A 22,731-nucleotide genomic window follows, 5' to 3' on the forward strand; every position below is an offset into this window, starting at 1 on the left:
TTTTATGGAGGAAAATACGCTCTTACATAGACAGGTACATCCATCATTTATACAAGGTGACAGACTTTCATCCTTAGTTTTCTCTTCGCAAACATTTAAACCTACACCTAAAGATGAAAAGTGTTTATCAGTGTATAATGGAGATAAATATCAACCAGACGAAAGCTATGAACATTATGTAGATACTGAAATGGAATCTGTTGGTGTGGTTTCTGTCTCTTTACAAGAATGTAACGATATTGAATTACCTGTAGTTGAAGATAACATCCCTTTTGATGGTCATAGTTTTATAGACTACCGAGACAAATCAAACAGTCAAATTAAGAAGAAAGCTACTTTGCTCAAGAAAAAAGCAACTGAACGAGGATGGCAATACAGACCTTAACTCAGTGTCTATACTTTTCGAATGCTTAGTTACAAAAACATTTTTTGAAGTAAGGACTCCTTAAGTTTTGCAGAATCATTTACAAGACTATCTAGAACATTTATTCTTAAATCTAGTTTTTTAGCAAAAGACGATACTTTTTTTTGCTCATCAGGGTGAGGAATTAAGAATTTTGCTTTTGAGTAATCTTTGAAGTAGATGTGAGGAATTGTGCTACCACTTACATATCTCTCAAATCTCATATTTTGAAGCAATTCGTATAGAAATCGTAAATCATTTTCTTCAATAGTCCTTATTATATCAAGCGTACCCAATACTGAAGAGTAAGCATCACAAAGCAACACTCGACCGACTCCAGCTCCATCTTTAACTATTGAAATATACTCTTGTTCTTCAGTATAGAAATCTACTTTTTGCAAGAAACCAGTTGCTCCATATATTTTAAAATCACCACCATCTTCATCTAAACTATTAGCTGCGATATTTGACGATGTCTTATTTGAAATCTGAAAAAGAGCCTTCTCTTCCCACTCAGGAAAATCACTACCATCTTCTTGCTTAAAGCGTATTTCTTGTGAAAATAGCTTTTGCATTATGCTGGTTTTGTAATCTTCTAAGGCATCTTTTTTGGCTTTGAGTAGTTTGATGCGTTTATCAATAGCTTTTAGGAAATTGGCTATTTTTTGTTGTTCATCTATTGCGGTTGTTGTTATGACAACTTCACTCAGTGTACTTTGACCAACATTATATCTTGTGCTACCACCACTCTTTTTCATTATCTCAAGCCTAGACTGTCTAGTTTTTAATAGATAATTCATAAAGAAAGGGTTGTAATCACTTTTCTTTTTTCCACGAATAACAAATCCACCAAAAGTTGCTGGTCGTTGTTCGTCTATGTAGACATTAGCTTGTCCTACCTCAGCTCTAGTCTCACTACTTCTTTGAAAAAGAATATCTCCATATTCAACAATATTCTTTTCAAACTCATCTTTTGAAATATTTACCGAATCATTTATCAAATCGTGTACAATAAAATCATTTTCAATAATATCTAAGACGTTTATAAACTTATAACCGAATCCATAATTTTCTTTACCAGCGTTGACTCCATTTTTAAATGTCATCAACTGTTCTAACGAGGTTTCAAACCAATCCCCATCAAACTCAGGAAAACGCAGCTCTGGCTTTAGTTGTTCTGACATAGCGAGCTGGTTTTTTGCGTGAGGGATAGAAACGGCATCCTTTTGTGAGTATGCGAACAAAAGATATAGTGGATAGCCCGACCTGATAAGGTCACGCCCAAATAGTTGTTATACTTCATCTAAAAAGGCGTTGCGATGTTTAATTCTTCACAATAGCCTGCAATTTCTTCATCTACTTCGGCTAATTGTGCCTCTATAGTTCTGAGTCTTGTGGTCACCGCATCGAGGTCAATGATAACCTCATCTTCAAACGTATCTACATAACGAGGTATATTGAGGTTGTAATCGTTATCACGTATTTCTTGTATGGTGACTACGTTGCTGTATTTGTCCTTTTCGGTTCTATTGCGGTAGGTTTCTACAATTTCCAAAACGTCCTGCTCTCGCAGTTCGTTTTGGTTCTTTACCTTCTCATAATGGTCTTCACCACTGGCATCAATAAACATTATGGTATCGTTTGCCTCACGGCATTTTTTGAGTACCAGAATACAGGTAGGAATGGATGTACCGTAAAATATATTTGCTGGTAAGCCTATAACGGCATCTAGTGCGTTCAACTCCTCGATGAGGTACTTACGTATTACGTGTTCTGCTGCGCCACGATACAGGACACCGTGAGGCAATACACACGCCATTGTACCATTATCTGCTAGCTGGTAATACATATGGGTTACAAATGCATAATCTGCCTTTGTGTTAGGTGCTAGCTTCCCAAACTGACTGAAACGCTCGTCTGTACTATTGAGTGGATTTTTATTCCCTTTCCAATGTGCTGAAAATGGTGGATTTGCTACAATCGCCTCAAAACGATATACTAAATGCTGAGGTTCTTCTAATGTGTTTTCCTGACGTATATCGAACTGACGATAATGCACATCGTGCAGTATCATATTCATACGTGCGAGGTTGTAGGTGGTACGGTTTAATTCCTGACCGTAGAACTCACTCACATCTGCTTCTTTGGCTACACGTAATAGCAATGAACCCGAACCACAGGTTGGGTCATATACTGATTTTACTTTGGTTTTTCCTATAGTAACAATTTTGGCTAATATGGTAGACACCTGTTGAGGTGTGTAGAATTCTCCAGCGGTTTTACCAGCTCCAGCTGCAAATTTACCGATTAGGAATTCATATGCATCTCCCAGTACGTCACTCTCGATATCTTCTAATCTAAAATCGATTTCATCTAGTGCATTGATAATCTTTACGATAATCTCGTTCCTTGCGCCTACTGTACGTCCTAGCTTTGTTGAGGTTAGGTCTAAATCTTCAAAAAGTGCTTCAAAATCATCTTGAGACTCGCTGTCCATCGTGCTTTGCTCGATGTGTCTTAGGATTTCTTGAAGGTCGTCAAGTATGTATGTGCTTTCTCCTTCTACTTTTGAGCTTCCTTTGCTGGCTACAGCTGCAAATAATTCTTCTGGTTTTAGGTAGTACCCTAATTTAATGAGTGACTCTTCACGAATTGCCTCAAGTGTTTCAGCGTCAGTCACTTGCGTGAAATCAGTAACTTCCTCACCTTCAAGTAGTTGATTGGCATAAAGCTCCTGTTTTTCAGATAGATACTTAAAAAATATGAATCCCAAAATGTAGTCACGGTAATCATCTGGATTCATTTTACCTCTCAGGAGGTTTGCTATTTCCCAGAGTTTACGCTGTAGGAGTTGTTTTTGTTCTTCTGACATTCGGTTGGTTAGTTTCTTTAATTAGGTCTTTTACTTCAACTGATAGGATTTCTGCAATAGCAAACAATACTTCTAGTCTGGGCTGTTGTCTGTTCTGGACATAGCCATTCACCATATTGTAGCTTTTGCCTAGCTTCTCTGCTAGCCATATCTGCTTGATTCCCTTCTCGTTGAGTACTTCTTTTATCCTGTTCATTGTGTTCAAGATTTGAACAGCAAAATACTAAATTGTTAATAACCTATCGAATTTTGAGATATAAAATGTATAAAAAATGATATTTTAACTTGATTATCAAGTAGTTGTGTTATTTTGAGTTATTAACAAAAATCTGATGAATGACTCTGAGTGAATATTGGCTAATGGTATTAAAAACAAGGATTTAGTCTAAAAACGATAGCAGTTATACCCGTGCGTGTAGGTGCAATAAGGGATGTTTAATTTCCTCATATTTTTGAAAAAAAAATTTCGGAGCACTCTGAACTGCGATATATGGTTTTGTTTTTAGCCATATGTAAGAGCGGTGACCGCAAACAAAAAAACCTCAGCGATTTGCTGAGGTAGGTAGGGAGGTAGGTGTTGAAGCTTAATCCCATCGATGACGTAAACCACGTCCTCCAGCTGTAAAAACACCACCAAACACTTCTAAAGGCGCAAATACATTTACTGCTAAACTGGGGTCATCTACATAAATGAATCTACGCTTGTTTCCTGCTTGTGTTGTGGAAATTGGTGCTACTCTTATATTGTGAACAGACCTAACTTTTGACATATCCCACGCAGTATTGTCTCCAAGTTTAGTATAAACTGTCATCTGGTTACCAACTATCTCAAACCTGTAATGCTGCGTAAAATTGGCATCGCTATTAAATTTACGACCTTGCCATTTTCCTTGAATACCTTGCAGTACCTCATCTGCATTTTCAATAGAGATTTCTTTCTTTAACTTGAACCCGAAATCTTTTTCGTCTCCAGTAATATAGCTTATTAGTGGAATACCGATAACAAAAAATAGAATTATTGGTATACCAAATTTTAATGCGTTTTTCTCTGTTTTAGTCATTGCTTATTTGATTTTGATAACACAAATATATCAAAAATAGGTTGTTCTCAACCTGTTACGGACAATTGGTGATTTCCAATGAGTTGTGGAGACTTTTGTGTATGTCAAAAATTGAAGAGAAACAAAATGCAATAGATTTCTGCACCGAATTTGGAAAGCATCTAAGAAAACTTAGGAAATCTAAAGACCTAAGCATCGAAGAAATAGCCTATAAAGCTGGTATCGATGCTCAAAACCTTAGAAAGTACGAATTAGGAAAACAGGAAATGAAAATCTCAATGCTAAAACGTATCTCACTCGCTTTTGATATGTCACCTAGCGAGCTTATCGATTTTGAGGAAAGTCAGAATTGAGATTTATCATTTTCAAAACTTAACGATTTGCAGCGGTCATAAGCCTCTCTGATATTCCAAGGTAGTAATCGCAATAATCAGGATTCTCGCTTAAAATCTCTTTGAGTTTTTCCACTCCCACTTGTTTATGGTGTTCTACTCCTGTAATTATCATTTCTGTGTACAGGACAATTTTAGTTTTAGTTTTCCAGTTATCACGTGTACGTGGGATTGCGTTTAATAGTAAATTAGCCATAAGTACTACTTTAGCCTTGTTTATATTCTTTATTCCCATTAAGCTTTTTATTCTTAATACTTCTTCAGTTAGTTCTCTATTATATTTCATTTTTTCTCGGCATTAAAAAGTTAGTGTAGGCATCATTTTCAAAAAGTTTATATAATTCAGCTCTGTTATATAACCACCCATATTCTTCCATAGCGTATTGAGGGTTTTCAACAAAATTCTCTTCATACATCTGTCTTTGGTAGTCATAAATTAATTGAAACTCCAGTCTTGAAAAGTATAAAGTCTCGTGAGCATTTGGTGATTCAAAAAGCTCGTGTAAACGATTCTCATAATTCATTAAAACGTAGATTCTAACTATCGTTTCGTTGTTTACTATCCATTCTTCAAAAAGTTCTTTTCTTGATTGCGCTTCAATTGAACAATCAAGTCCTAACGCATCATTAAACTCACCAACGAGTCGGCTGGTGCTTAAATCCTCAAAAAGCTTTTCATTTCTAATTATATATCGTTTAATCACTTCTCTTTGGGTATCATTAAATCTCTCCATTATCGATAGGGTTTTTCATTAAATAATTTATTGAGCAAGCTTTATTCTGGACTGGCTCGCAATACAGTCTGTAATTCTGAGTACTATCTAGGTATTTCTCTAAAATTCGGTTTATGATTGGTTCTATATATTTTGGCTCATAATCTGCCATCAAATGCACGTGATTACGGTCTGACTTATCTAATTCTGTAACATACCAATATTTCACTTCTGGTGTAGCACCAGTTATCTCACTTACAATTTGCTGGTGATAGTGGTAATCATATTTATCTTTAGTTGTGTAGGCTATTTTTGTTTTCCAAGGATAACTATACACTGTATACTTTCTAGGTTGTTTCAATTCGAAAGCATCCAGTAAAGTATACTTTATGTAATATCTGCGACCTTTCTTGTATATGCTACCTTGTTCACTGTGCTTCTCATAAACACCTTTTACCATATTTTTCAAACTTCTATAGCTTATACCTTTTAGTTCAACTAAATCTTTTAGTGAATACCATATATCTAATTTCTCATCATTCTTAGCTTTGATTATCTCATCAAATCTCTTTTTATCTATTTCTTTATTTACATTCATATACTATTTTATTATTTCTACTATTATTTGACAACAAGGCATACGTAGGACTTGTCTATTTAATAAATAGTCCAGTTAGGTGCAAAAGGAAATACTTTGCACGTATTTTTTTTAGTTTGCCTTTATTTACTAGGTCTAGCAGTTGAAAATAATTTTGCCGTGACCGTATTTAGGGTTCAAAAGTTTGCCCCTAATTATTGCGAGTTTAAGCGACTCGCTTCATAGAATCCTGTACGTCCTCCCATTTGTAGTAAACTCGAGTCCCAACCGAAAAAGCTGGTAAGACCCCTTGCTTGTTCCACTTGTTTAGGGTAACAAAGCTCACGTTTAACAGCTCACTGGCTTCAGTTCTAGTTAAGAGTCTTCCTGATTCATTTGGACTGCTCAAATCGCAGGATTCTATTACTTCTTTTATTATTGTTTTTAATTCGCTTACCAATTCGTCTAGGCTCGCATTTTCTATCATTATATTTCTCATTACAAAGACTTTTAATATTATTAATTAATTACGGGACATACCTTTCCACCCTCCAGAAAGTCCCATTTTCTAGATTATTACAGTTCAATCTTTGTTTGTTTTGATAAAATACCAGCCGAAGCTTCAATTGGCTGTGTAAGGAAGTAATGCGCATTAAAAACTTACACTACAAATATAGTAAGAAAAATCAATGGTATCAAGGGCTAACACGCTATATTACAATATGTTAATTGTTTTATCTAAATTAAAAATGACATCATCTGTGAAGTACTGAAAAACAAGGAAAAGTTATTTTAGATAGATTAAGATGAGATTCTGAACCAAAATAAAATCAAATTTTAACATTTTGAAGTATCACTTTTTGTCTTTTTGAGGTTAAAATCAATTAAAAATTACTCTTAATTTTCACTCAAAACGTCAGATTTTGTAAATCCAATTAAAAAAGTTTAATGTTTTACTCATTTACTACTCTCAAATTCCCTTCAGAAAAGAATTTGTGCTTTCCAATCTTTTCAGCTCTCTCAAGGTGGCTCACTTTTATGTAGTTGTAGAACACTTTTTCGCTACTGTGACCAGAAATAGCCATAATATCAATAGTGGGCATACCGCTGAGGTATGCGTTAGTACAAAACGACCTTCTTGCCGTATGGTTTGCTATTAGCTCAAACTTCTTGTTATTATGGATTACCTTTTTACCTCCTTTAGTGATTTCTCTGGTCTCTATCTGGTCAATCTCAGCAAGTTCTGCAACTTTCTTAATACAGTAGTTGATGTGTTGGTCTGGCATATGTTGAGGTGGGTTTCCTTCATACTTACCTAAAATTTCCTCCACCATCCAGTTTACAGGAATTGCAATCGATTTTTGATTCTTCTTAGTAACTACTTCAATAAATTTCGTTCCGTTACGAGTGATAACATTCTTAGCTGTAAGTCTATTGAAGTCAGAAACACGAAGTCCTGTATTTGCTCCAATTAAAAATAAATCCCTAGCTCTATCCATTAGCTCTGGAGTCATACGCAAACCGTGTTTGTTCAGGTATGTACGTTCTTTGGATAAATCGTAATTGTATAACGTTATCAGCTCATCATTAGATAAAAACACATTATGCACTTGCTCTGCTGGTTTACTAAAGTAGCGTTTAGAGTAATCCATATTACTGTGAAGGTCACGCTCAAAAGCTGCTCCCATTATCGTTTTGAGTATCTTGATAATAGTGCCTACATAATTTGCTGAGTAATTTTGTTCATACAACCACGTCACAAAATCATCGTAAAAGTCTAATGTGATTTTATTGAAGGTCAATTTATACTGCTCTTTGTGAAATGTTGTAAGCTTTGAAAATGTATTGCGGTAGGTTCTTAGTGTTCCAGCTCCTAGTGGCTTTCCTGTTGTAGGCAGTGGGTTCTTTTCATAATTAGAAAGAAACCACTCAAAAAATGGTAATAGCTCTAAATTCTCAATGTCACTTTTGTAAACTCGCTCAGGAAAAAGTACCTCATCGCAGATATCCTTTAGCATATCATTAGATACTTCCCTATTCTGGTTTGTACGCAAATCTGAATAAGACCTATTTAGGACAGTCTGGACTTCATTAAGTTTGTTATTGATGTCCTGTCTGTCCAGCTCGCTTGCTACATTCTTAATACGCATCTTGGTAGTATCCCAGTTTTTACTATTAGAAACCTTTAAACCTGTACTATACCTCAACCTTTTGTTAGCTCCATAATTAAATACTAGCTGAATACTCACATTTTTTCCTGTTGCTGGACGTAGTTTAAATGACAATTTTGACATACTCAATGAATTTACTGTAAAGATAATAGAAAAAGTGACACATATATAACCTTGTGTCATTATTTGTGTCACTTTTTAGTTTATCAAAAAAAATTTTAAAATCTGATAAAATCTACAATATCTCGATAAAGCTTATATTTAATAAGGTTTTTTGTAAAGCATCCATATAAACTGAGATTAAGTGAAGTAAACTAAGAAAAATACATTTGTGACCCTGTCGAGGTCACGAATAAATTAAAAGCAAGCTAAAATGAATAGCTTGCTTTTTTATTTTAGATAGATTTTAATTTTCAAAGCGGAGCTTTGTCAGGATCACCGTAGGTAATCCTGTTCGACAGGATGCCACCGCACCTCCTCGCCCCTTATTATATAAGATCCTCAGGATCTTATATAGCCATTCGGTCGTTGTCGAGGTCACAAAACCCAAGAAACCAGACCTTCAAGATGTGGTTTTCAATTTTTATTTAATAGTTATAAGGAATAGTCATTTCTAGTTTTTCTCATATGGAACTAGCCATCCAACAATCCTTATAAAAGCTAGATAATTTAAGTAGTTCTTGATGGCTGTGCGAAACAACAGATTTTTTATTCTCAATAACACAAACTTTATCTGCAATTGTCCATATTGAGTTCAATCTATGTGTAATAAATAAAATAGTAATATTTGGTTTCAAAATACTAAGGATATTAAAAACAAAAGACTCTGTTTTTACATCCATTGCGGATGTAAATTCATCAAGTATCAAAAATTTAGGTTTCTTATAGATTGCCCTTATTAATGCTAGTATTTGCTTTTGACCGCTAGATAAATTAATTCCTTCCTCTCCCACTATAGTTAAATAACCATTTGGTAGTCCTTCAATAAAGGTGTTAAATCCAAATTCCTGACAAAAGGATTCAACTTTTTCTTTGTTGTCCGTTTCTCCTAGTAATATATTATCTAAAACATTTCCATTAAAAAGAGTGATGTCCTGTGAAATAACACCTACTCTTTTTCTCCAACTTCTATTAGAAATGTTGCTAAGTTCAAAACTTCCATTGACAGATATCATTCCATTATCATAATAATAAAGTTTTTGAAAAATTTGACTTAAAGTACTCTTGCCACATCCGCTCTCTCCTATAATAGCAAGGCACTCACCTTTATCAATAGAAAAATTTATGTTCTGTAATAAAGGTGTTCTTCCTGGGTAATTAAATCTTAGTTCTTTAATTTTTAATGATATATGATTTCCATCAAAATTATCATTTCCATCTTTCTCATTATTTAAAGATGCTAATTCGAACATTCTATTAAATGCAATTTGTGCCTCATTGATTGGAATAAATACTAAAGCTAGATCAGAAACTGTGGTTAAAAGTGATCCAGCAATACCTAAAATAGCCACAAGTTCTCCAATTGCCATACTTGAACTAAGAACTAGATTTGCGCAGTAAGAAATAACTACAATCATAAATAATGTTCCAAGAAGTCCTGAAAGTAGATTTAATTTGATATTAATTTTACTTAAATCAAAAACTTTATCTTGATATGTACTGTATATATCTCTATTAATTGCTTGAAAAAATTCTTCTTTATTATTATTCTTAATAGTCGCGATGCCATGAATTGAATTTATGTAGTTACTTTCACTCATAGCATATCCTTGCATGGTTGCCTTTTGTGCAAATATTATTTTGTCATTAAACCTATTTATTATTAGATAGTAAACAGGCAGGCTAAATGTAATAATTAACCCTGTTTGCCAAGAATAATAGTAAACGACTGACAAAGAAGTAATCGTGACTAAAACATTAATGATGGTAGATCCAATTAATTTAGAAATGACTTTTTGTATTCTTTGAGTATCATTTAATCTCGCTACTAATTCTCCAACTTTTCGATTGTCAAAAAAAGATTTGGGAAGATAAAGCAACTCCTTATAAAACCTATCTATAATTCTAACATTGAAATTTTTGAACTGAGAAATTATAAAATAATCTCTCATGAATATTAATAATGCTCTGGCAGTCAAAAGTAAGGTAACTAAAATAATTGCGATAACAAGTTTATTAATATTTCTAGAAGGCAAAATTTCGTCTATGAGTTTTTGAGAAAACACTGCCATTATCAATCCTAGAAGAGATACAATTATACCTAAAAAGAAACTAAATACTATAAGTTTAGAATCATCTTTGATTAAACTTAGAAACCATTTTCTTTTCAGATATTTTTTTTTAATTGTTTCAGTTTTCTTTGGTTCTATTAAAAGAAGTGCTTTAGAGACCCATATATTATCTAATTCTTCTTTAGAATATTTAACTATTCCATACGCCGGATCCCCAATTATAAAATGATCTCCATTAAATCCATAATTGACTATATAATGTTGTCTATTAGTATTCATTACAACGTGTAATATTATTGGATTTTTAAGTTTTGTTAAAAATTCTATATCTGCCGTTCCTGCTTCCACATTATATTCTAAAGACTCTAATGCATGTAGTAATCCGAGTAACGTTGTACCTGTAATTGTTGTACCACTTAAATCTCTTAAATTTTGTAGCGATTCCTCCTCGGAATAGAATCTAATAATTGATGATAAACAAGCAACTCCGCAATCGCTTTGACCTAATTGTAATACAAAAGATTTTTTAATTCTTTTTGATAAAGTATGATTACTCTTAAATTTCATTATTAATTATTTAATATCTAATTATAATTTTTCATTTATATATGATACGTAGTTCATTGTTATATTTTTACTATAAATAACATTTAAGAAATCTGACGCATAGACTAGTTGTTATTAATGAAGGAAAACATAAAAAATAGCACCCAAAGAGCTAAAGCTGAACCATAGGATAAAGTTGTGGTTATTAATCCATTGCTAAAACCGATATTGGATTCTTTACTCACGAAATAACCTATAAGAAAGCAATAAGCAACTTCAAAGAGATTAATTTTTTTTAATGGGTATATATAAATAGGATTTATATGGTAACCTGTTATATTTAACCCTGAAAATGGGTAGAAATTCTGTAAATATTCAATCCCATAGTTATCAATAAAGTAATTAAACCAAATCATTTTGATTAAAATCGCAAGCAGGAAAACATATTCTGCCTTGACTACAATCTTAAGTATAGTCTTATAAGGCAATTCTATTTTTGTCAGGTAAAACCCAACATTTAAAACAAGCGCAATTATCAATACCCGTAAAAACAGTGCAATTGGAAGTAAAGCATAATTTACCCATGATAATTTCTTATTATACTCTATAAAATCTTGAACGTAGTAGGTTCCTAATTGATCTTCGATAAATTGTTTAACAATTTCAAATTTATCTACGGAAACATCAAAAAAAATCTGCATTAATACAGAGAGTATTAATAATAAAATAATCTGTTTTTTCATTCTAAAAAAATTAAAGAACCACACAATATTAATATTGCATGGTTCACCAATTAAAATCAATTACTGCTCATTAGGACCACACGTTGGGCACAGTTCACAGTTTATACTCAACCAAGTTAAGTATCCCAAACCTAAGCCTGAGATCCATAGAGGTGAAGTTGATAATCTGTCGAAAATCTCGCAGTAAGTTTCACCTCCTTCTAGAGCTTCCATTTTGTCTAAGCTTATAGATTTCATAATTTAAATTTAAATGAGCCTACTCTTTTCATGGATTTTCAGCATCCTCCATACTTATCATACATTTTAATATTGGACAATAAACCAAATACCTACACTTGAAAACCAAATGAAAATATGGTGTTTCATTTCTAACATAATACTGTCATATTTTTATAGATTTTTTTTGTCATGACTCGAGATCTCCAATAATTATGAGTTAAAAGAAGACTTAGTATAGGAAAGACACAAGACCAAATAGATAAGTGCAGTGGGTTATTTCAAAAGCGTGCCAGTTTTTTTAAAAGTGTCTTCTCCTAATTAATGTAATATCAAATTCAGATCTATATTTATAGAGGTTTCCTACATTCATGAATTTTTAAAATCACAAGAACGTTATGGACTTATTACATTAGCTAGAACATATAGAAGAGAGTTTTGGTTCTATCACATCTATATTAATTGATTTCTAAGAATTATATCTTTGGATTTAAAAACACTGTTAATAGGTTATATATTCTCAAAGACGATTATCATTCAAGCAATATATTTCAAATTTAGATTTGTCTTAAACAACCGAAAAATTGAAAAACTTATGTCCCTTAGAGATGTAAAAGTCAATCATGTTATTATACAATGATGGTTTTTCAATTCACTTAATTATTAGAGAGAGTTCAGAAGGTGAAAGACATTTGTAAATAAATAATGGAGAATGGATAAAACTTATATTAAGATTAATAGGCAGTAGCGGTATTTATATATAATGTTAGATAAGGAAGGTAATATCATTGATTACCTCTTAACCAAGTGAAGAAAACATATGAATTTTCAATCATTTTTGATTAAAATGATTACTAATAATGGCAAGCCAGAACTAATTAATATAGACAAGATGTCACAACACCTCCTCACCTTACCACCCCCATTACCAAGACTATGGATAAATCTAGAATGATTTCTAAAGGTGTATATTGGAACAATTCAATTTTGTATAATCCCTGGAGTACTAGAGCTCGTATTCGTAAATTGATTTATCAATCCATCACCTAGTTTATCAAAATCTTTATTTGCTACCATTTTCCTTATTTGCACAGGGTCAAAATTTCCATTAAAATAAAAAAAGGAGCCTTTTGTTGCATCATTTTTATACACGAGAATTTCTTTTACTACATCACCTCGCTCTCTTATGGAGATCACATTACGTTTATCGTTATCATTATTACGGTATACCTCTATAAAAGAATTACTAGTTATTTTCGTCATCTGTTCGTTTAAGTAACTGGTACGTTCTGAAGTCTTACTTGGAAATTCCATATAACGTATATCCTTGGTATTACCTATAAGTGTATTGGTTTCTGGTGAGATACTACTTAAAAGTGTAAACATAAATCTTGGTACACGAACCGCTTTTACTTGATTTTCATTTTTATGGGCATTATAAAAAGCGTCTATAGAATTATAGCTCCCGCAAGAAGTAAGTAAGGCAATACCAATCAATAACAGTAGTCTTTTAAACATAAAGTAATTTTTAAAATTGTTCTAAATATAAGTAAGTAAATAGACAATTTTAGAATTAGACTCCCTAAGTGTATTAAAACGCTTCAGCAATAGTAAAGTAGAAATAATTAGAGCTTTGTCCGAATCCATAGTCAAATCGCAGATTCAAATTCTCCGTTTTATCTAGTTTAAAACGTATCCCAGCCCCATAGTTAGGTCTAAAATTAGAAAGCTTAAAATTACTTACCGTATTTGCTACATCACCAGCGCCTACGAAGGCTACGGCACCCCATCGAGAGTCTCCAAAAGATCTACGATATTCCATTTGACCAGCCATCAAATGTCTGTCTACATATCTTCCTTCTCTATACCCACGCATGATTTCGTTACCTCCTAATAGTGCCAATTCATTAAAAGGGACATCACCGCTTGAAAAACTTCCAAGTAACTGAAAACCTAAAATATCTTGTCCACTTTCTGATAACCCTAGGAAATGACGAACATCAAAACGTGTTAATTGAAAAGCATGTGTTCCTCCCAACGCTTTCCCATATACGCCATAGGTGGCTTCTATATACCAACCATTTTCTGCATTCAATATGTTATTCCTACTATCATATAAGATAGCAGCTTCAACCCCTGAAGAAGTACTTCCATTAAATCCTGTGATATTATCTGGACCAACTGCGATGGCATCTTCTTCTTCAAATGCAACATTTGAAATTGTATTGTAGCGTATACCAGCTCCTATAAAAAGGTATTTCGCAAACATCTGCTTTAAAAAAATAGGCTCAAATAAAAATTGATAGTAATTATATTCCAGTTCGTTTTCTTTAGGGCTATCACGTCCTATCCCATAAAATAAACGTGGATAGTTTTGAAATAACAAATTACCCTCTATGACCCATTTTTCTTGATTTGTAAACACTTCGAAACCAGAATAAAATATAAACTGATTATTAAGAGTATATCGAATAGACATAGGAATATTGGAAGCTCTTGTCTCTTCACCACTACCATTAAATTTAAAAAGGTATTTAGCACCAGTTCCTATAGCTAGGTTTGTTTCTGGGCTATACGTCATCACTGGCGCTGCAATAAACTTTTGTAAATACAGTGTCGAATCTTTCTGATGTGCCTTTTTATTAGGGTAAAAAGTGAAGAACTCTGCTATTTTTTCCAAATTTTGGCCTTGTACCCATTGAAAATTAAAAATAATTAGAGCAAATAGAATAACGTTTCTTATAGTGATTAACTTCATTATAGATTAGATATTGGTACTGCAAGTTTAACATCTTTTCATTTAGAATCAGACTAAATGATAAATTTTAACGTATCCCAAAGCTTTTTTAAGCTCCATTAAATGGCTCATAAAATGTATCTTAATTGTAAGTCTATTTTTTTTATTAAATTGATGAGAATTTAAATCAAAACATTATGGGTGTAGGAGCAATTTTTTTCGGGAGTCTAGCAGTTTGCTTAGTATTAGGCATTATGGCAATGATTCAAGGAGAATAATTTAATAATCATTAAAATAAAAATTATGAAATTAACTCATTTTAACGCGTTAAGCAACTACGAATTACCAAAAACATCTTCTATAAGTATTCAAGGTGGAAGCGGCACTGTAACTGTTCTGGATACAGATATGGAATCTATTGTAAAGCAAGATTAACTCATTATATAAAAGTCCATTTCTGTAGTAGAAATGGACTTTTATAATATATAGCTTTTCGCAATTACTTAATTCCTAAAGCCTTTTCAAGGAATAGCAATCCTTCGTTATTATTTACTTTTAATCCTGTATTTATAAATTTCATCATTTCTTGATAGGCTTCAAAACTCTCTTTATTATTTGTAGGTGATGTATCTGCATCTGGATAATAGCATGTAAATGCATGTAAATACCCTGTGGATCCTGCTTTAATCCCTAATGCCGAATTGGCTGTTGTTGTTACTTTATATTTAGTATACAATAATCTAGGAGTATTTTTATACTTGCTTGGTTGTTTTGGATAGCTCCAGGTCAATGCATTTTCTATAGGAGCACTTTCAAAAATTTGGAGCTCTGGAACTCCCACACAAACCCCATCACAATTAAATCCAGTACAGAATTTCCCATCTAAACATAAGTCCATTCCTAATAAGGAAGCAATATCACTTCCTACTGCTGCTCCATTCTCACCCGGAACAAAAGGAGGTCCTTGTACATTATCAAAAGCTACGATATTAAAATTAGTGTCTTTATTGTTTAATTGTAAAAAGCTCATTAGTTGTGCCACCCCAGAATTATCGGTAGGTCCACCATCTGCAAGGCTTACCCTTTGTGTAGTAGCTAAATTACTAACAGAAGTACCATCATCTGCAACATTGTATTGTGCAATTCCATTTTGCAAACTAAAATTTAATGCTAAGTTATCTGCGGCATAGGATCTATCCCAACCACCAGATATGTTCTTACTAGCAGCAAAACCTAAAGCAGCACTTGAAGCTGCAGCAGCATGCAGCACTTGAACTTGATCACTACGAATATCAGTTTTTATGGTAGCTGGTACTGTATTTGGATGATCTGCAACTTGTGAGTATGATAGACTAATGGATTTACCTGTTCCTAATTCTGGAAAAAATGGAGGGCTTTTCAAATTTAAATTAGGACTATTAATACTAGAAAAGGTTACTGGTGTTACATCTGGTACAACGCCATTACTACAGGAACCTCCATGTTTTCCATTAGTGCTTGCAGCACCATGAAGACACGCTTGATAATATTGATTATAACCTATTCCTGAAAGGCCTCCTGCAGCATTTAAAACTACATTATTGGTTAGCATCGTAGAAGCTATAAGCAATGATTTATCAGTCGCCCATTTCTGACGCGTTCCATTAAGTGTTAAACTACCTAGAGGATAGTCTTTAAAAACTAAGCTTTTAATAGCTTCTTCCCATTTTATATGTTTTCCAGCATAATATGTCAAGACACAACCTGTATAAGCTTCTCCACTTACTGTACTACAATATGGACCAAAATCTAAAAAAGACGCTTTATTAAAAAGGTTTTGTTGACCTCCTAGCCAACCTCCATGCATTGTATTTCCCCAATTATTGAGCGGTATCGTTTCAATATTTGTTACAAATTTTGGAGAGTACACTAACATGGTACTAAACCAACTCCCGCCTGAATTAGATCCAATACTCTGTACATGCTGAAATACATTTTCTAATTTGTTCCCATTATTTTCCAGTAAAGATTGGGTCCATGCCGTATGTGCCGTATGCGCACGCCATCCACCACCTGCAAATGCCACATGAATATTGTCTGGTGGAGATGTTTCTACTTCAATTATCTGTTCAGGATTCTTTTTAGATTTTACATCAGAAGTAAGCTCATCACAACTTATACTAAATAGTAACGTAGCAAATAAAAGAGCCAGGTTTCTAAACTGGGGGAATACATTTTTTTTAAATGAGACAGTTCGTATTTTTTTCATAATATATGAATTGGTTAGTTGTATAAAATGCTTTTAATAAAGTATTTAAACATTCACTTATCAAGAACACGAGGAAAAACTAACGTATTATAAAAAAAAATAAAAGGGTGTTTTTACCTGTTTTTTTCTATAGTTCGCATCCCTTTTTTAAGAATATAAAGGGTCTCTTTAGAAGGGGTGCCTTTTTGCCATTTTGTATGTATAGATTGTACCCAATCAGGTTGTGACTTACTTGCATCATTTAACCAGTTTCCTACAGAATCTCGTACATACTTAGAAGTATCTGATTTTAATAGCTCTAAAATAGGAAGTCCTCTTTCTGGATGTTCTTGTAATTGTGGTATTTTCTTGGTCCACACGCCTACGGGTCTTAGGACCTCAGCAGCATACCTACGTACGTTCTCATCGGTACTCTTTGCCCATTTAGTTAATATCGTAATAGCAGTCTCTAGATCATCTATTAAGCGTTCTTTAGTGGCAAAAATAACTACTTCACGCAATCCAAAATGAGCATCGGCAGCATAGGGTTGCATGGCAGTGAGTAAGGTTGCTGTAGTATCATAAAAAAGACTTTCTGTCCAACAAGCCCAACATCTCACAATATCACTAGAGTGTGTGGCTAAGTGCGCTTTCGCGAAAGCGGTATCAGAAAGCTGCGCAAAGGTCTCTCCTATTACTTTGGTATTACTATTTGCCGTAGGCTTCTTTTGGGCATGCACGGCAACTTCAAACGAAGAATACCACGCCATCTTATCCAAAGGTTCTAATACCGTTTTTAACAATGCCAATTGATCTACAGCCAACCATTCCATAAGGTTTTTGGTTTCCACTTTTCCAGCATTTAAGTATGCTAGTACTTCAGGGTTTAGATCTTTAAGACTCCTTGGGCCTTTTCTGTTTACAATATGTTCTGGTATCATATAATGAAGGTATCAAATTTGAGTTAATTCTTAAAAAATCTAGAAAAAATAATTAGATCTATTAAATATTTCTTCCTTCTTTTAAAAAGTTACCTTCTTAAGGTCCTGAGCTAGTTGTTGTGTAAATAAATGGGCGCCTTCCTTATTTAAATGACTGGCATTATAGAAAAATTCTTTTTTAAATGAGAGTTCGTTTTGAGAATAATCTAGAAATACTAAACTATATTTTTGAGCTATTTCTCTGTAAATTTCCATGGCTTCCTCCCTATTTTCTACATACTGCTGACCAGCAATATACTCTGGAGCATATACAAAGGTTACTGTGATACCATCGTTTTGACATTCTTGTATAAAACGCTCTAATAATGTTCTAGTGTCTGGATGAAATTTAATTCTATATTTTTTTTCACTGGCTAATAAACTGTCTACACTAGCATCCCACTGTAGGTCAAAACTTCTAAATCCCTTTTGTCTAAAGTTTTCGCTAGTATCTTCTGGATGTAATAGATACGTATTTGCTTTTTTAATAGTCGCTGTTCTTCCTGCATAACGTATAAAAGGTATATAATAATCGGCTTTACTAAACCCTTTATAACCCGATGTATACACTGCCATGTTTTTATTCCATAACATATAGGGCAAGAATTGCTCTTGATTATATAAGTCTTCTCTTTTTTGTAGCGTAAATGCATCTACACTTACTATAATATGACGGGGTTTCTTATTATGTTTTATGTATTCTAAATGTCGTAAATATTGTATTCTAAAATTATGACCATCGACACCAAAATTATATGTCTTTTTTCCAAGATAGGTTTCTAAAATCTCAGGATTGATTTGTACCCAAGCTCTAGATGAACCATAGATCGCAATATCTCCATCGATTTTATTTTCATAAATCGCATTCCAAACTTCATATTCACCATGCATGCCATGATCTTCTTTTAGGGCATTAGAAATCAAATAGTCCAATGGATAACTCAGAGCTACTAAAGGCAAGATGAGATACAATAATTTCAGTAAAAATCTCCTCATCACTTAAAATTGAAAATAAATAAATTGTTGCTCACTTCCTCTAAACCATAGTATTGCAAGAGCTATCCCATAGTATAAGGTATAACGTAGTCCTTTTTTATGTTTTGTTCCTATTATCTGAATTGCATAGGTTCCTTCTCTCCCTACCCATTCTATGATTAAAAAACATATAATAAGTAACAACTCTTGTTTTGGAATTACCTCTGGGTATTGAAATAATGAAGAAGAGAAAATAGTGGTAAGATATTGCCATGCATGGGCTATATTTTCAGCTCTAAAAAAAATCCATGCTAACATTGTCAATGAAAATGTACTTATCATTTTAAAGATATCATTTACACTAGGTACTAATTTTCCTTTGGCGACAATCTCTATATGATTTCTATTTTTTTTAGCCAATAGTAACGGTAAGAAGTATAAAGCATTTAACATACCCCATACAATAAATGTCCAATTAGCACCATGCCAGAAACCGCTTATAATAAAAATAATAAAGGTATTCCTTACTTGTTGCCAGACATTTCCTCTACTGCCTCCTAAAGGGATATATACATAATCTCTAAACCAAGTGGACAGTGATATATGCCAACGTCTCCAGAATTCTGCAATACATCTGGAAAAATACGGAAATGAAAAATTCTGTTTTAAATCAAATCCAAAAAACCTAGCAGTACCTATAGCGATATCTGAATAACCTGAAAAATCTCCATAAATCTGAAAGGTAAAAAGTACTGCTCCTATCACTAATGTACTACCAGAAAGCTCCTCTGAATTCGTAAAAATATAGTTTGCATATTCTGCGCAATTATCGGCAATCACTACTTTTTTAAAAAGTCCCCATAAGATTTGCTTTACCCCATCTACTGCTTTTGTATAAACAAAGGTTCGTTTTCTATAAAATTGAGGTAATAAATGGGTAGCTCTTTCTATAGGTCCTGCTACTAATTGCGGAAAAAAACATACAAAAGCAGCAAAACCAATCATATCTTTTGCAGGTTGTAACTTCCCGCGATATATATCTATCGTATAACTTAAGGTTTGAAAAGTGTAAAAACTAATTCCTACGGGTAGGATAACCTTAAGAGAGCTTGCCGTAAACTCTTGTCCAACTAAAGAAAATGCCGAAATAAAATTATCTAGAAAGAAATTATAGTACTTAAAGAATCCCAAAATCCCTAAGTTGATACTTATACTCAACCATAATAAGAGCTTCTTGTGTGACTTTTTTTGCTTTCGCGAAAGCGTATATCCCACATAATAATCTACGAGTGTACTGAGTAGTATTAAAGATAAAAAACGCCAATCCCACCATCCGTAAAAAAGATAACTAGCAATAACAATAAGTACATTCTGAGCTTTATTATTTTTTTGAGGAATGCACCAATAGAGGGCAAAAACAATAGGCAGAAATATGGCAAAATCTAATGAATTAAAAAGCATAACTACCGTTTGTTTTTATAAATTTCTATCAAAATTGTGTATCCTAAACTTTTTTGATAAGGATCACTTATTTTTTACATTATATCCATAACCATAGCCATATGCGCCACCCATATTGGTAGAGGCATAATTTAATAAAACAGCCATATTTACTAATCTTCCTTCTTGGTAATACTTCTCAGGGATACTCAATAATCGTTTGTCAGAAAAGTTTTCTTTTACAACATATACTGTTAAGTCTGCAAATTTGCTTATTAATAACGTATCGGTTACTAGACTCACTGGGGCTGTATCTACCACAATGTAATCGTAGTTTTTTTCCAAATACTCAAACATGGTTTGTACCCGTTCATTCATTAATAATCCTGATGGATTAGGAGGGATTACACCTGGAGGAATTACACGTAAAGGATCTTCTCCTTTTTCGGTATAAATAATATCTTCAATACTTATGTCTGTACTCATGATATAATTTGTAAATCCTGTGGTCGCTTTTCCATTAGGTAGGTCTATGACTTCATGAAATTTTGGAAATCTAAAATCTGTTCCAATAAAAGCTACTTTGTGACCAGATATAGCAAGTGTCTTTGCAATATTAGAGGAGATAAATGTTTTTCCTTCTCCGGAAACACTGGAGGTTGTGAAAATAATTTTTCCTGTTGGTTTCTCAACACCAGCTAATAGAAAGTTGATATTGGTTCTCAATATTCTAAAAGCCTCTGAGACTGGACTTCTACTCGTCTTATCTATAGCAAATTGATTTTTATATTTGCCTTTAGGTATGGTCCCAATAATAGGAGCAGATACGAGTTCTTCTAAGTCTCTTTTAGACTTTACATTGGTATTGAGTAATTCTCTTATATACAATACTACAAATGGTAAAAAGAGGCTTAATACTGTAGATAAAAAGTAGGTACTGCTTTTATTAGGTGATACAGGTAAAAAGCTTGTGGGTGAAGCTCTATCTATAATTCGAGAGTTAGGCACTGTAATATGACTTGTAATATCTGCTTCTTCTTTTTTCTGGAGTAAGTATAAATACAACTGTTCTGTTACGCCTTGTTCTCTGGCAATCTCCCTCAAGTCTTTTTGTCTTTCAGGAGCTTGATATAGCTTACTTTGAAATCCGTTTTCTCGACGTTGCACACTATTTAACTTAATAGCTACTTTATCTTGTAAACTCACTAGACTTTGGAATAGTACTTCACGTAATCCAGCTAACTGGTCGTCTATTTTAACTACTACTGGGTTCTTAATCGTAGATGTTTTTAGTAGTTTTTTTCGTTGTAAGACTAAGGTATTATACTTTCCTATATCTGTAGAAATAGAAGAATCATCTATTCCTAAATTACTTGGAATAACTTCATTTTTTGCTTCTTTATTTTTTAAGAAATCAATGGTAGATTGTATCAAGAGGTTTTGTGTCTCGTAAATAGCAATCTGTCGTTTGTTTTCTGTAGAGATATCTGCAAGTCTTCCTGAAGATCCAGCTACATCTTCAGTAATGCCATATTGTGACATATACTTTGCAGCTTGATTATCTACACTGGATAAATCTTCAGATATATCTGTAAGACGGTCATTTATAAATTGAGCCGTTTTATTGGATGTTTCTTTTTTGTTATTAATAGTTCTTGTACCATAAGCATCTACAAGGTTATTTATAAAATCTTCTGCTTTTGGAATAACAGCATCTCTTAATGAAACTTGTAATACCGATGAGTTCTGTCCTACTCTAGTTATCATAAGACGTGCTCTATAACTCGCAACTAAACTTCGTACAGGTAGTAATTTTATTTTAATTACTTTTCCTACAGCACTATTGATATTTGTTTGATTAGGAATTAAAACAGCTTCTCCCACACTTGTCGCTACTGGAGTTCCAAAATCATGAGCACTTAATTCATTACCATCAGTATCAATAAAAGAAAAAGAAGTCCCCGAATTGATACGCACATTAAATATCCCACTTCTTCTGTAAAGCAAAGAATCAGGAACTAAAAAATCGATGGTTACAATAGGTTTTTCATACTCTTCTATATCTAGAACCCTACCTTCATAGAAGTATTGTACATGGAGCTTGAGCTTTGTGATTACATTCTTGATTAATGTTTTAGATTTTAATATCTGGATTTCGTTTTCTATTTGATCATTAGATTGTTCTAATCCTAAATCTTTAAATACAGAAAGTCCAGCATCGCTCAAATTATCTTCTTGGGAAATTACAATCGTAGAAGACACCTCATACTGAGGTACCGAATATCGCAATGACACGTATGCACATACTGTAAATACAATAAAACACAACACAAACCAATACCAATACCGTAGGTATTTAAGAAGTAAATCTTTTAGATTAAAATCTTTAAACCCCGGTATAGAAGGGGGATTAAGAGTCTCATCAGAAGTGGGATTTGATTTCATAA

Annotated in this window: 22 protein-coding genes; 4 read left to right on the top strand and 18 right to left on the bottom strand. The window is 33.2% G+C overall.

Annotation, left to right across the window (positions count from 1 at the left end):
• Positions 1 to 4 precede the first annotated feature (4 nt).
• Positions 5 to 385 carry a hypothetical protein gene (locus CHB80_RS09665; RefSeq protein WP_089371235.1) on the top strand — a complete coding sequence of 127 codons (381 nt, stop codon included), beginning with the start codon at positions 5 to 7 and terminating at the stop codon, positions 383 to 385.
• Between the two features lie 29 nt (positions 386 to 414).
• Here CHB80_RS09665 and CHB80_RS09670 read toward each other — a convergent pair whose 3' ends face one another.
• From CHB80_RS09670 to CHB80_RS09685, 4 genes are all read right to left on the bottom strand, one after another.
• The gene (locus CHB80_RS09670) at positions 415 to 1,587 is read right to left on the bottom strand and encodes a restriction endonuclease subunit S (RefSeq protein ID WP_089371236.1); all 1,173 of its coding nucleotides are present in this window, start codon (positions 1,585 to 1,587) and stop codon (positions 415 to 417) included.
• A gap of 119 nt (positions 1,588 to 1,706) precedes the next feature.
• Positions 1,707 to 3,275: a type I restriction-modification system subunit M gene (locus CHB80_RS09675; RefSeq protein ID WP_089371237.1), complete on the bottom strand. Its 1,569-nt coding sequence runs from the start codon at positions 3,273 to 3,275 to the stop codon at positions 1,707 to 1,709.
• Positions 3,241 to 3,471, bottom strand: a complete 231-nt coding sequence (locus tag CHB80_RS09680; protein ID WP_179218125.1) for a helix-turn-helix domain-containing protein — start codon at positions 3,469 to 3,471, stop codon at positions 3,241 to 3,243. The genes CHB80_RS09675 and CHB80_RS09680 overlap by 35 nt, the downstream gene beginning before the upstream one ends.
• Positions 3,472 to 3,859: 388 nt before the next feature.
• On the bottom strand, positions 3,860 to 4,336 hold the full coding sequence (locus tag CHB80_RS09685; protein ID WP_089371239.1) for a hypothetical protein: 477 nt from the start codon (positions 4,334 to 4,336) through the stop codon (positions 3,860 to 3,862).
• Positions 4,337 to 4,437: 101 nt separating this feature from the next.
• Here CHB80_RS09685 and CHB80_RS09690 point away from each other — a divergent pair, with 101 nt between their 5' ends.
• Positions 4,438 to 4,689 carry a helix-turn-helix domain-containing protein gene (locus CHB80_RS09690; RefSeq protein WP_143337090.1) on the top strand — a complete coding sequence of 84 codons (252 nt, stop codon included), beginning with the start codon at positions 4,438 to 4,440 and terminating at the stop codon, positions 4,687 to 4,689.
• A 19-nt stretch (positions 4,690 to 4,708) separates the two neighbouring features.
• Here CHB80_RS09690 and CHB80_RS09695 read toward each other — a convergent pair whose 3' ends face one another.
• The 7 genes from CHB80_RS09695 to CHB80_RS09725 form a co-directional block, all read right to left on the bottom strand.
• Entirely contained in the window at positions 4,709 to 5,014 is a 306-nt protein-coding gene (locus CHB80_RS09695) for a hypothetical protein (protein WP_089371241.1), read from the bottom strand.
• The gene (locus tag CHB80_RS09700; RefSeq protein ID WP_089371242.1) at positions 5,004 to 5,462 is read right to left on the bottom strand and encodes a hypothetical protein; all 459 of its coding nucleotides are present in this window, start codon (positions 5,460 to 5,462) and stop codon (positions 5,004 to 5,006) included. The genes CHB80_RS09695 and CHB80_RS09700 overlap by 11 nt, the downstream gene beginning before the upstream one ends.
• On the bottom strand, positions 5,449 to 6,039 hold the full coding sequence (locus CHB80_RS09705) for a hypothetical protein (protein ID WP_089371243.1): 591 nt from the start codon (positions 6,037 to 6,039) through the stop codon (positions 5,449 to 5,451). Before CHB80_RS09705 ends, CHB80_RS09700 begins: the two co-directional genes overlap by 14 nt.
• Before the next feature lie 205 nt (positions 6,040 to 6,244).
• Positions 6,245 to 6,517, bottom strand: a complete 273-nt coding sequence (locus CHB80_RS25135) for a helix-turn-helix domain-containing protein (protein WP_089371244.1) — start codon at positions 6,515 to 6,517, stop codon at positions 6,245 to 6,247.
• A 454-nt stretch (positions 6,518 to 6,971) separates the two neighbouring features.
• Positions 6,972 to 8,312 (bottom strand): tyrosine-type recombinase/integrase, encoded by a 1,341-nt coding sequence (locus CHB80_RS09715; protein ID WP_179218126.1) that lies wholly within the window; start codon positions 8,310 to 8,312, stop codon positions 6,972 to 6,974.
• Positions 8,313 to 8,812: 500 nt separating this feature from the next.
• Positions 8,813 to 10,987 carry a peptidase domain-containing ABC transporter gene (locus tag CHB80_RS09720; protein ID WP_089371246.1) on the bottom strand — a complete coding sequence of 725 codons (2,175 nt, stop codon included), beginning with the start codon at positions 10,985 to 10,987 and terminating at the stop codon, positions 8,813 to 8,815.
• 104 nt (positions 10,988 to 11,091) lie between these two features.
• Positions 11,092 to 11,709, bottom strand: coding sequence for a hypothetical protein (locus CHB80_RS09725; protein WP_143337092.1), 618 nt, complete (start codon positions 11,707 to 11,709; stop codon positions 11,092 to 11,094).
• 1,036 nt (positions 11,710 to 12,745) lie between these two features.
• Between CHB80_RS09725 and CHB80_RS25005 the strand changes: the two genes are divergently transcribed.
• The gene (locus CHB80_RS25005) at positions 12,746 to 12,880 is read left to right on the top strand and encodes a hypothetical protein (RefSeq protein ID WP_262486174.1); all 135 of its coding nucleotides are present in this window, start codon (positions 12,746 to 12,748) and stop codon (positions 12,878 to 12,880) included.
• A gap of 26 nt (positions 12,881 to 12,906) precedes the next feature.
• On the opposite strand, the gene CHB80_RS09730 is transcribed toward CHB80_RS25005, so the two are convergent.
• Complete coding sequence (locus tag CHB80_RS09730) at positions 12,907 to 13,443, bottom strand: DUF4252 domain-containing protein (RefSeq protein ID WP_089371248.1); 537 nt, start codon at positions 13,441 to 13,443, stop codon at positions 12,907 to 12,909.
• Positions 13,444 to 13,516: 73 nt separating this feature from the next.
• Positions 13,517 to 14,605, bottom strand: coding sequence for a BamA/TamA family outer membrane protein (locus CHB80_RS09735; protein WP_229746850.1), 1,089 nt, complete (start codon positions 14,603 to 14,605; stop codon positions 13,517 to 13,519).
• A 360-nt stretch (positions 14,606 to 14,965) separates the two neighbouring features.
• Here CHB80_RS09735 and CHB80_RS25010 point away from each other — a divergent pair, with 360 nt between their 5' ends.
• A complete protein-coding gene (locus CHB80_RS25010) occupies positions 14,966 to 15,097 on the top strand; it encodes a hypothetical protein (protein WP_262486175.1) in 132 nt (43 codons plus the stop codon).
• A 64-nt stretch (positions 15,098 to 15,161) separates the two neighbouring features.
• Here the strand turns inward: CHB80_RS25010 and CHB80_RS09740 are convergent, their stop codons facing one another.
• The 5 genes from CHB80_RS09740 to CHB80_RS09760 all read right to left on the bottom strand — a co-directional run bounded on the left by CHB80_RS09740 (position 15,162) and on the right by CHB80_RS09760 (position 22,729).
• Positions 15,162 to 16,910, bottom strand: a complete 1,749-nt coding sequence (locus CHB80_RS09740; RefSeq protein ID WP_089371250.1) for a hypothetical protein — start codon at positions 16,908 to 16,910, stop codon at positions 15,162 to 15,164.
• A 113-nt stretch (positions 16,911 to 17,023) separates the two neighbouring features.
• Positions 17,024 to 17,830 carry a DNA alkylation repair protein gene (locus tag CHB80_RS09745; protein WP_089371251.1) on the bottom strand — a complete coding sequence of 269 codons (807 nt, stop codon included), beginning with the start codon at positions 17,828 to 17,830 and terminating at the stop codon, positions 17,024 to 17,026.
• Positions 17,831 to 17,911: 81 nt separating this feature from the next.
• Positions 17,912 to 18,865 carry a hypothetical protein gene (locus CHB80_RS09750; RefSeq protein WP_143337093.1) on the bottom strand — a complete coding sequence of 318 codons (954 nt, stop codon included), beginning with the start codon at positions 18,863 to 18,865 and terminating at the stop codon, positions 17,912 to 17,914.
• Positions 18,866 to 18,868: 3 nt separating this feature from the next.
• The gene (locus CHB80_RS09755; RefSeq protein ID WP_089371253.1) at positions 18,869 to 20,305 is read right to left on the bottom strand and encodes an MBOAT family O-acyltransferase; all 1,437 of its coding nucleotides are present in this window, start codon (positions 20,303 to 20,305) and stop codon (positions 18,869 to 18,871) included.
• 63 nt (positions 20,306 to 20,368) lie between these two features.
• Positions 20,369 to 22,729 carry a GumC family protein gene (locus CHB80_RS09760; protein WP_089371254.1) on the bottom strand — a complete coding sequence of 787 codons (2,361 nt, stop codon included), beginning with the start codon at positions 22,727 to 22,729 and terminating at the stop codon, positions 20,369 to 20,371.
• Positions 22,730 to 22,731: the final 2 nt, after the last annotated feature.

Origin of the sequence: Dokdonia pacifica (genome assembly GCF_900188275.1) — a bacterium.
Lineage (GTDB): Bacteria > Bacteroidota > Bacteroidia > Flavobacteriales > Flavobacteriaceae > Dokdonia > Dokdonia pacifica.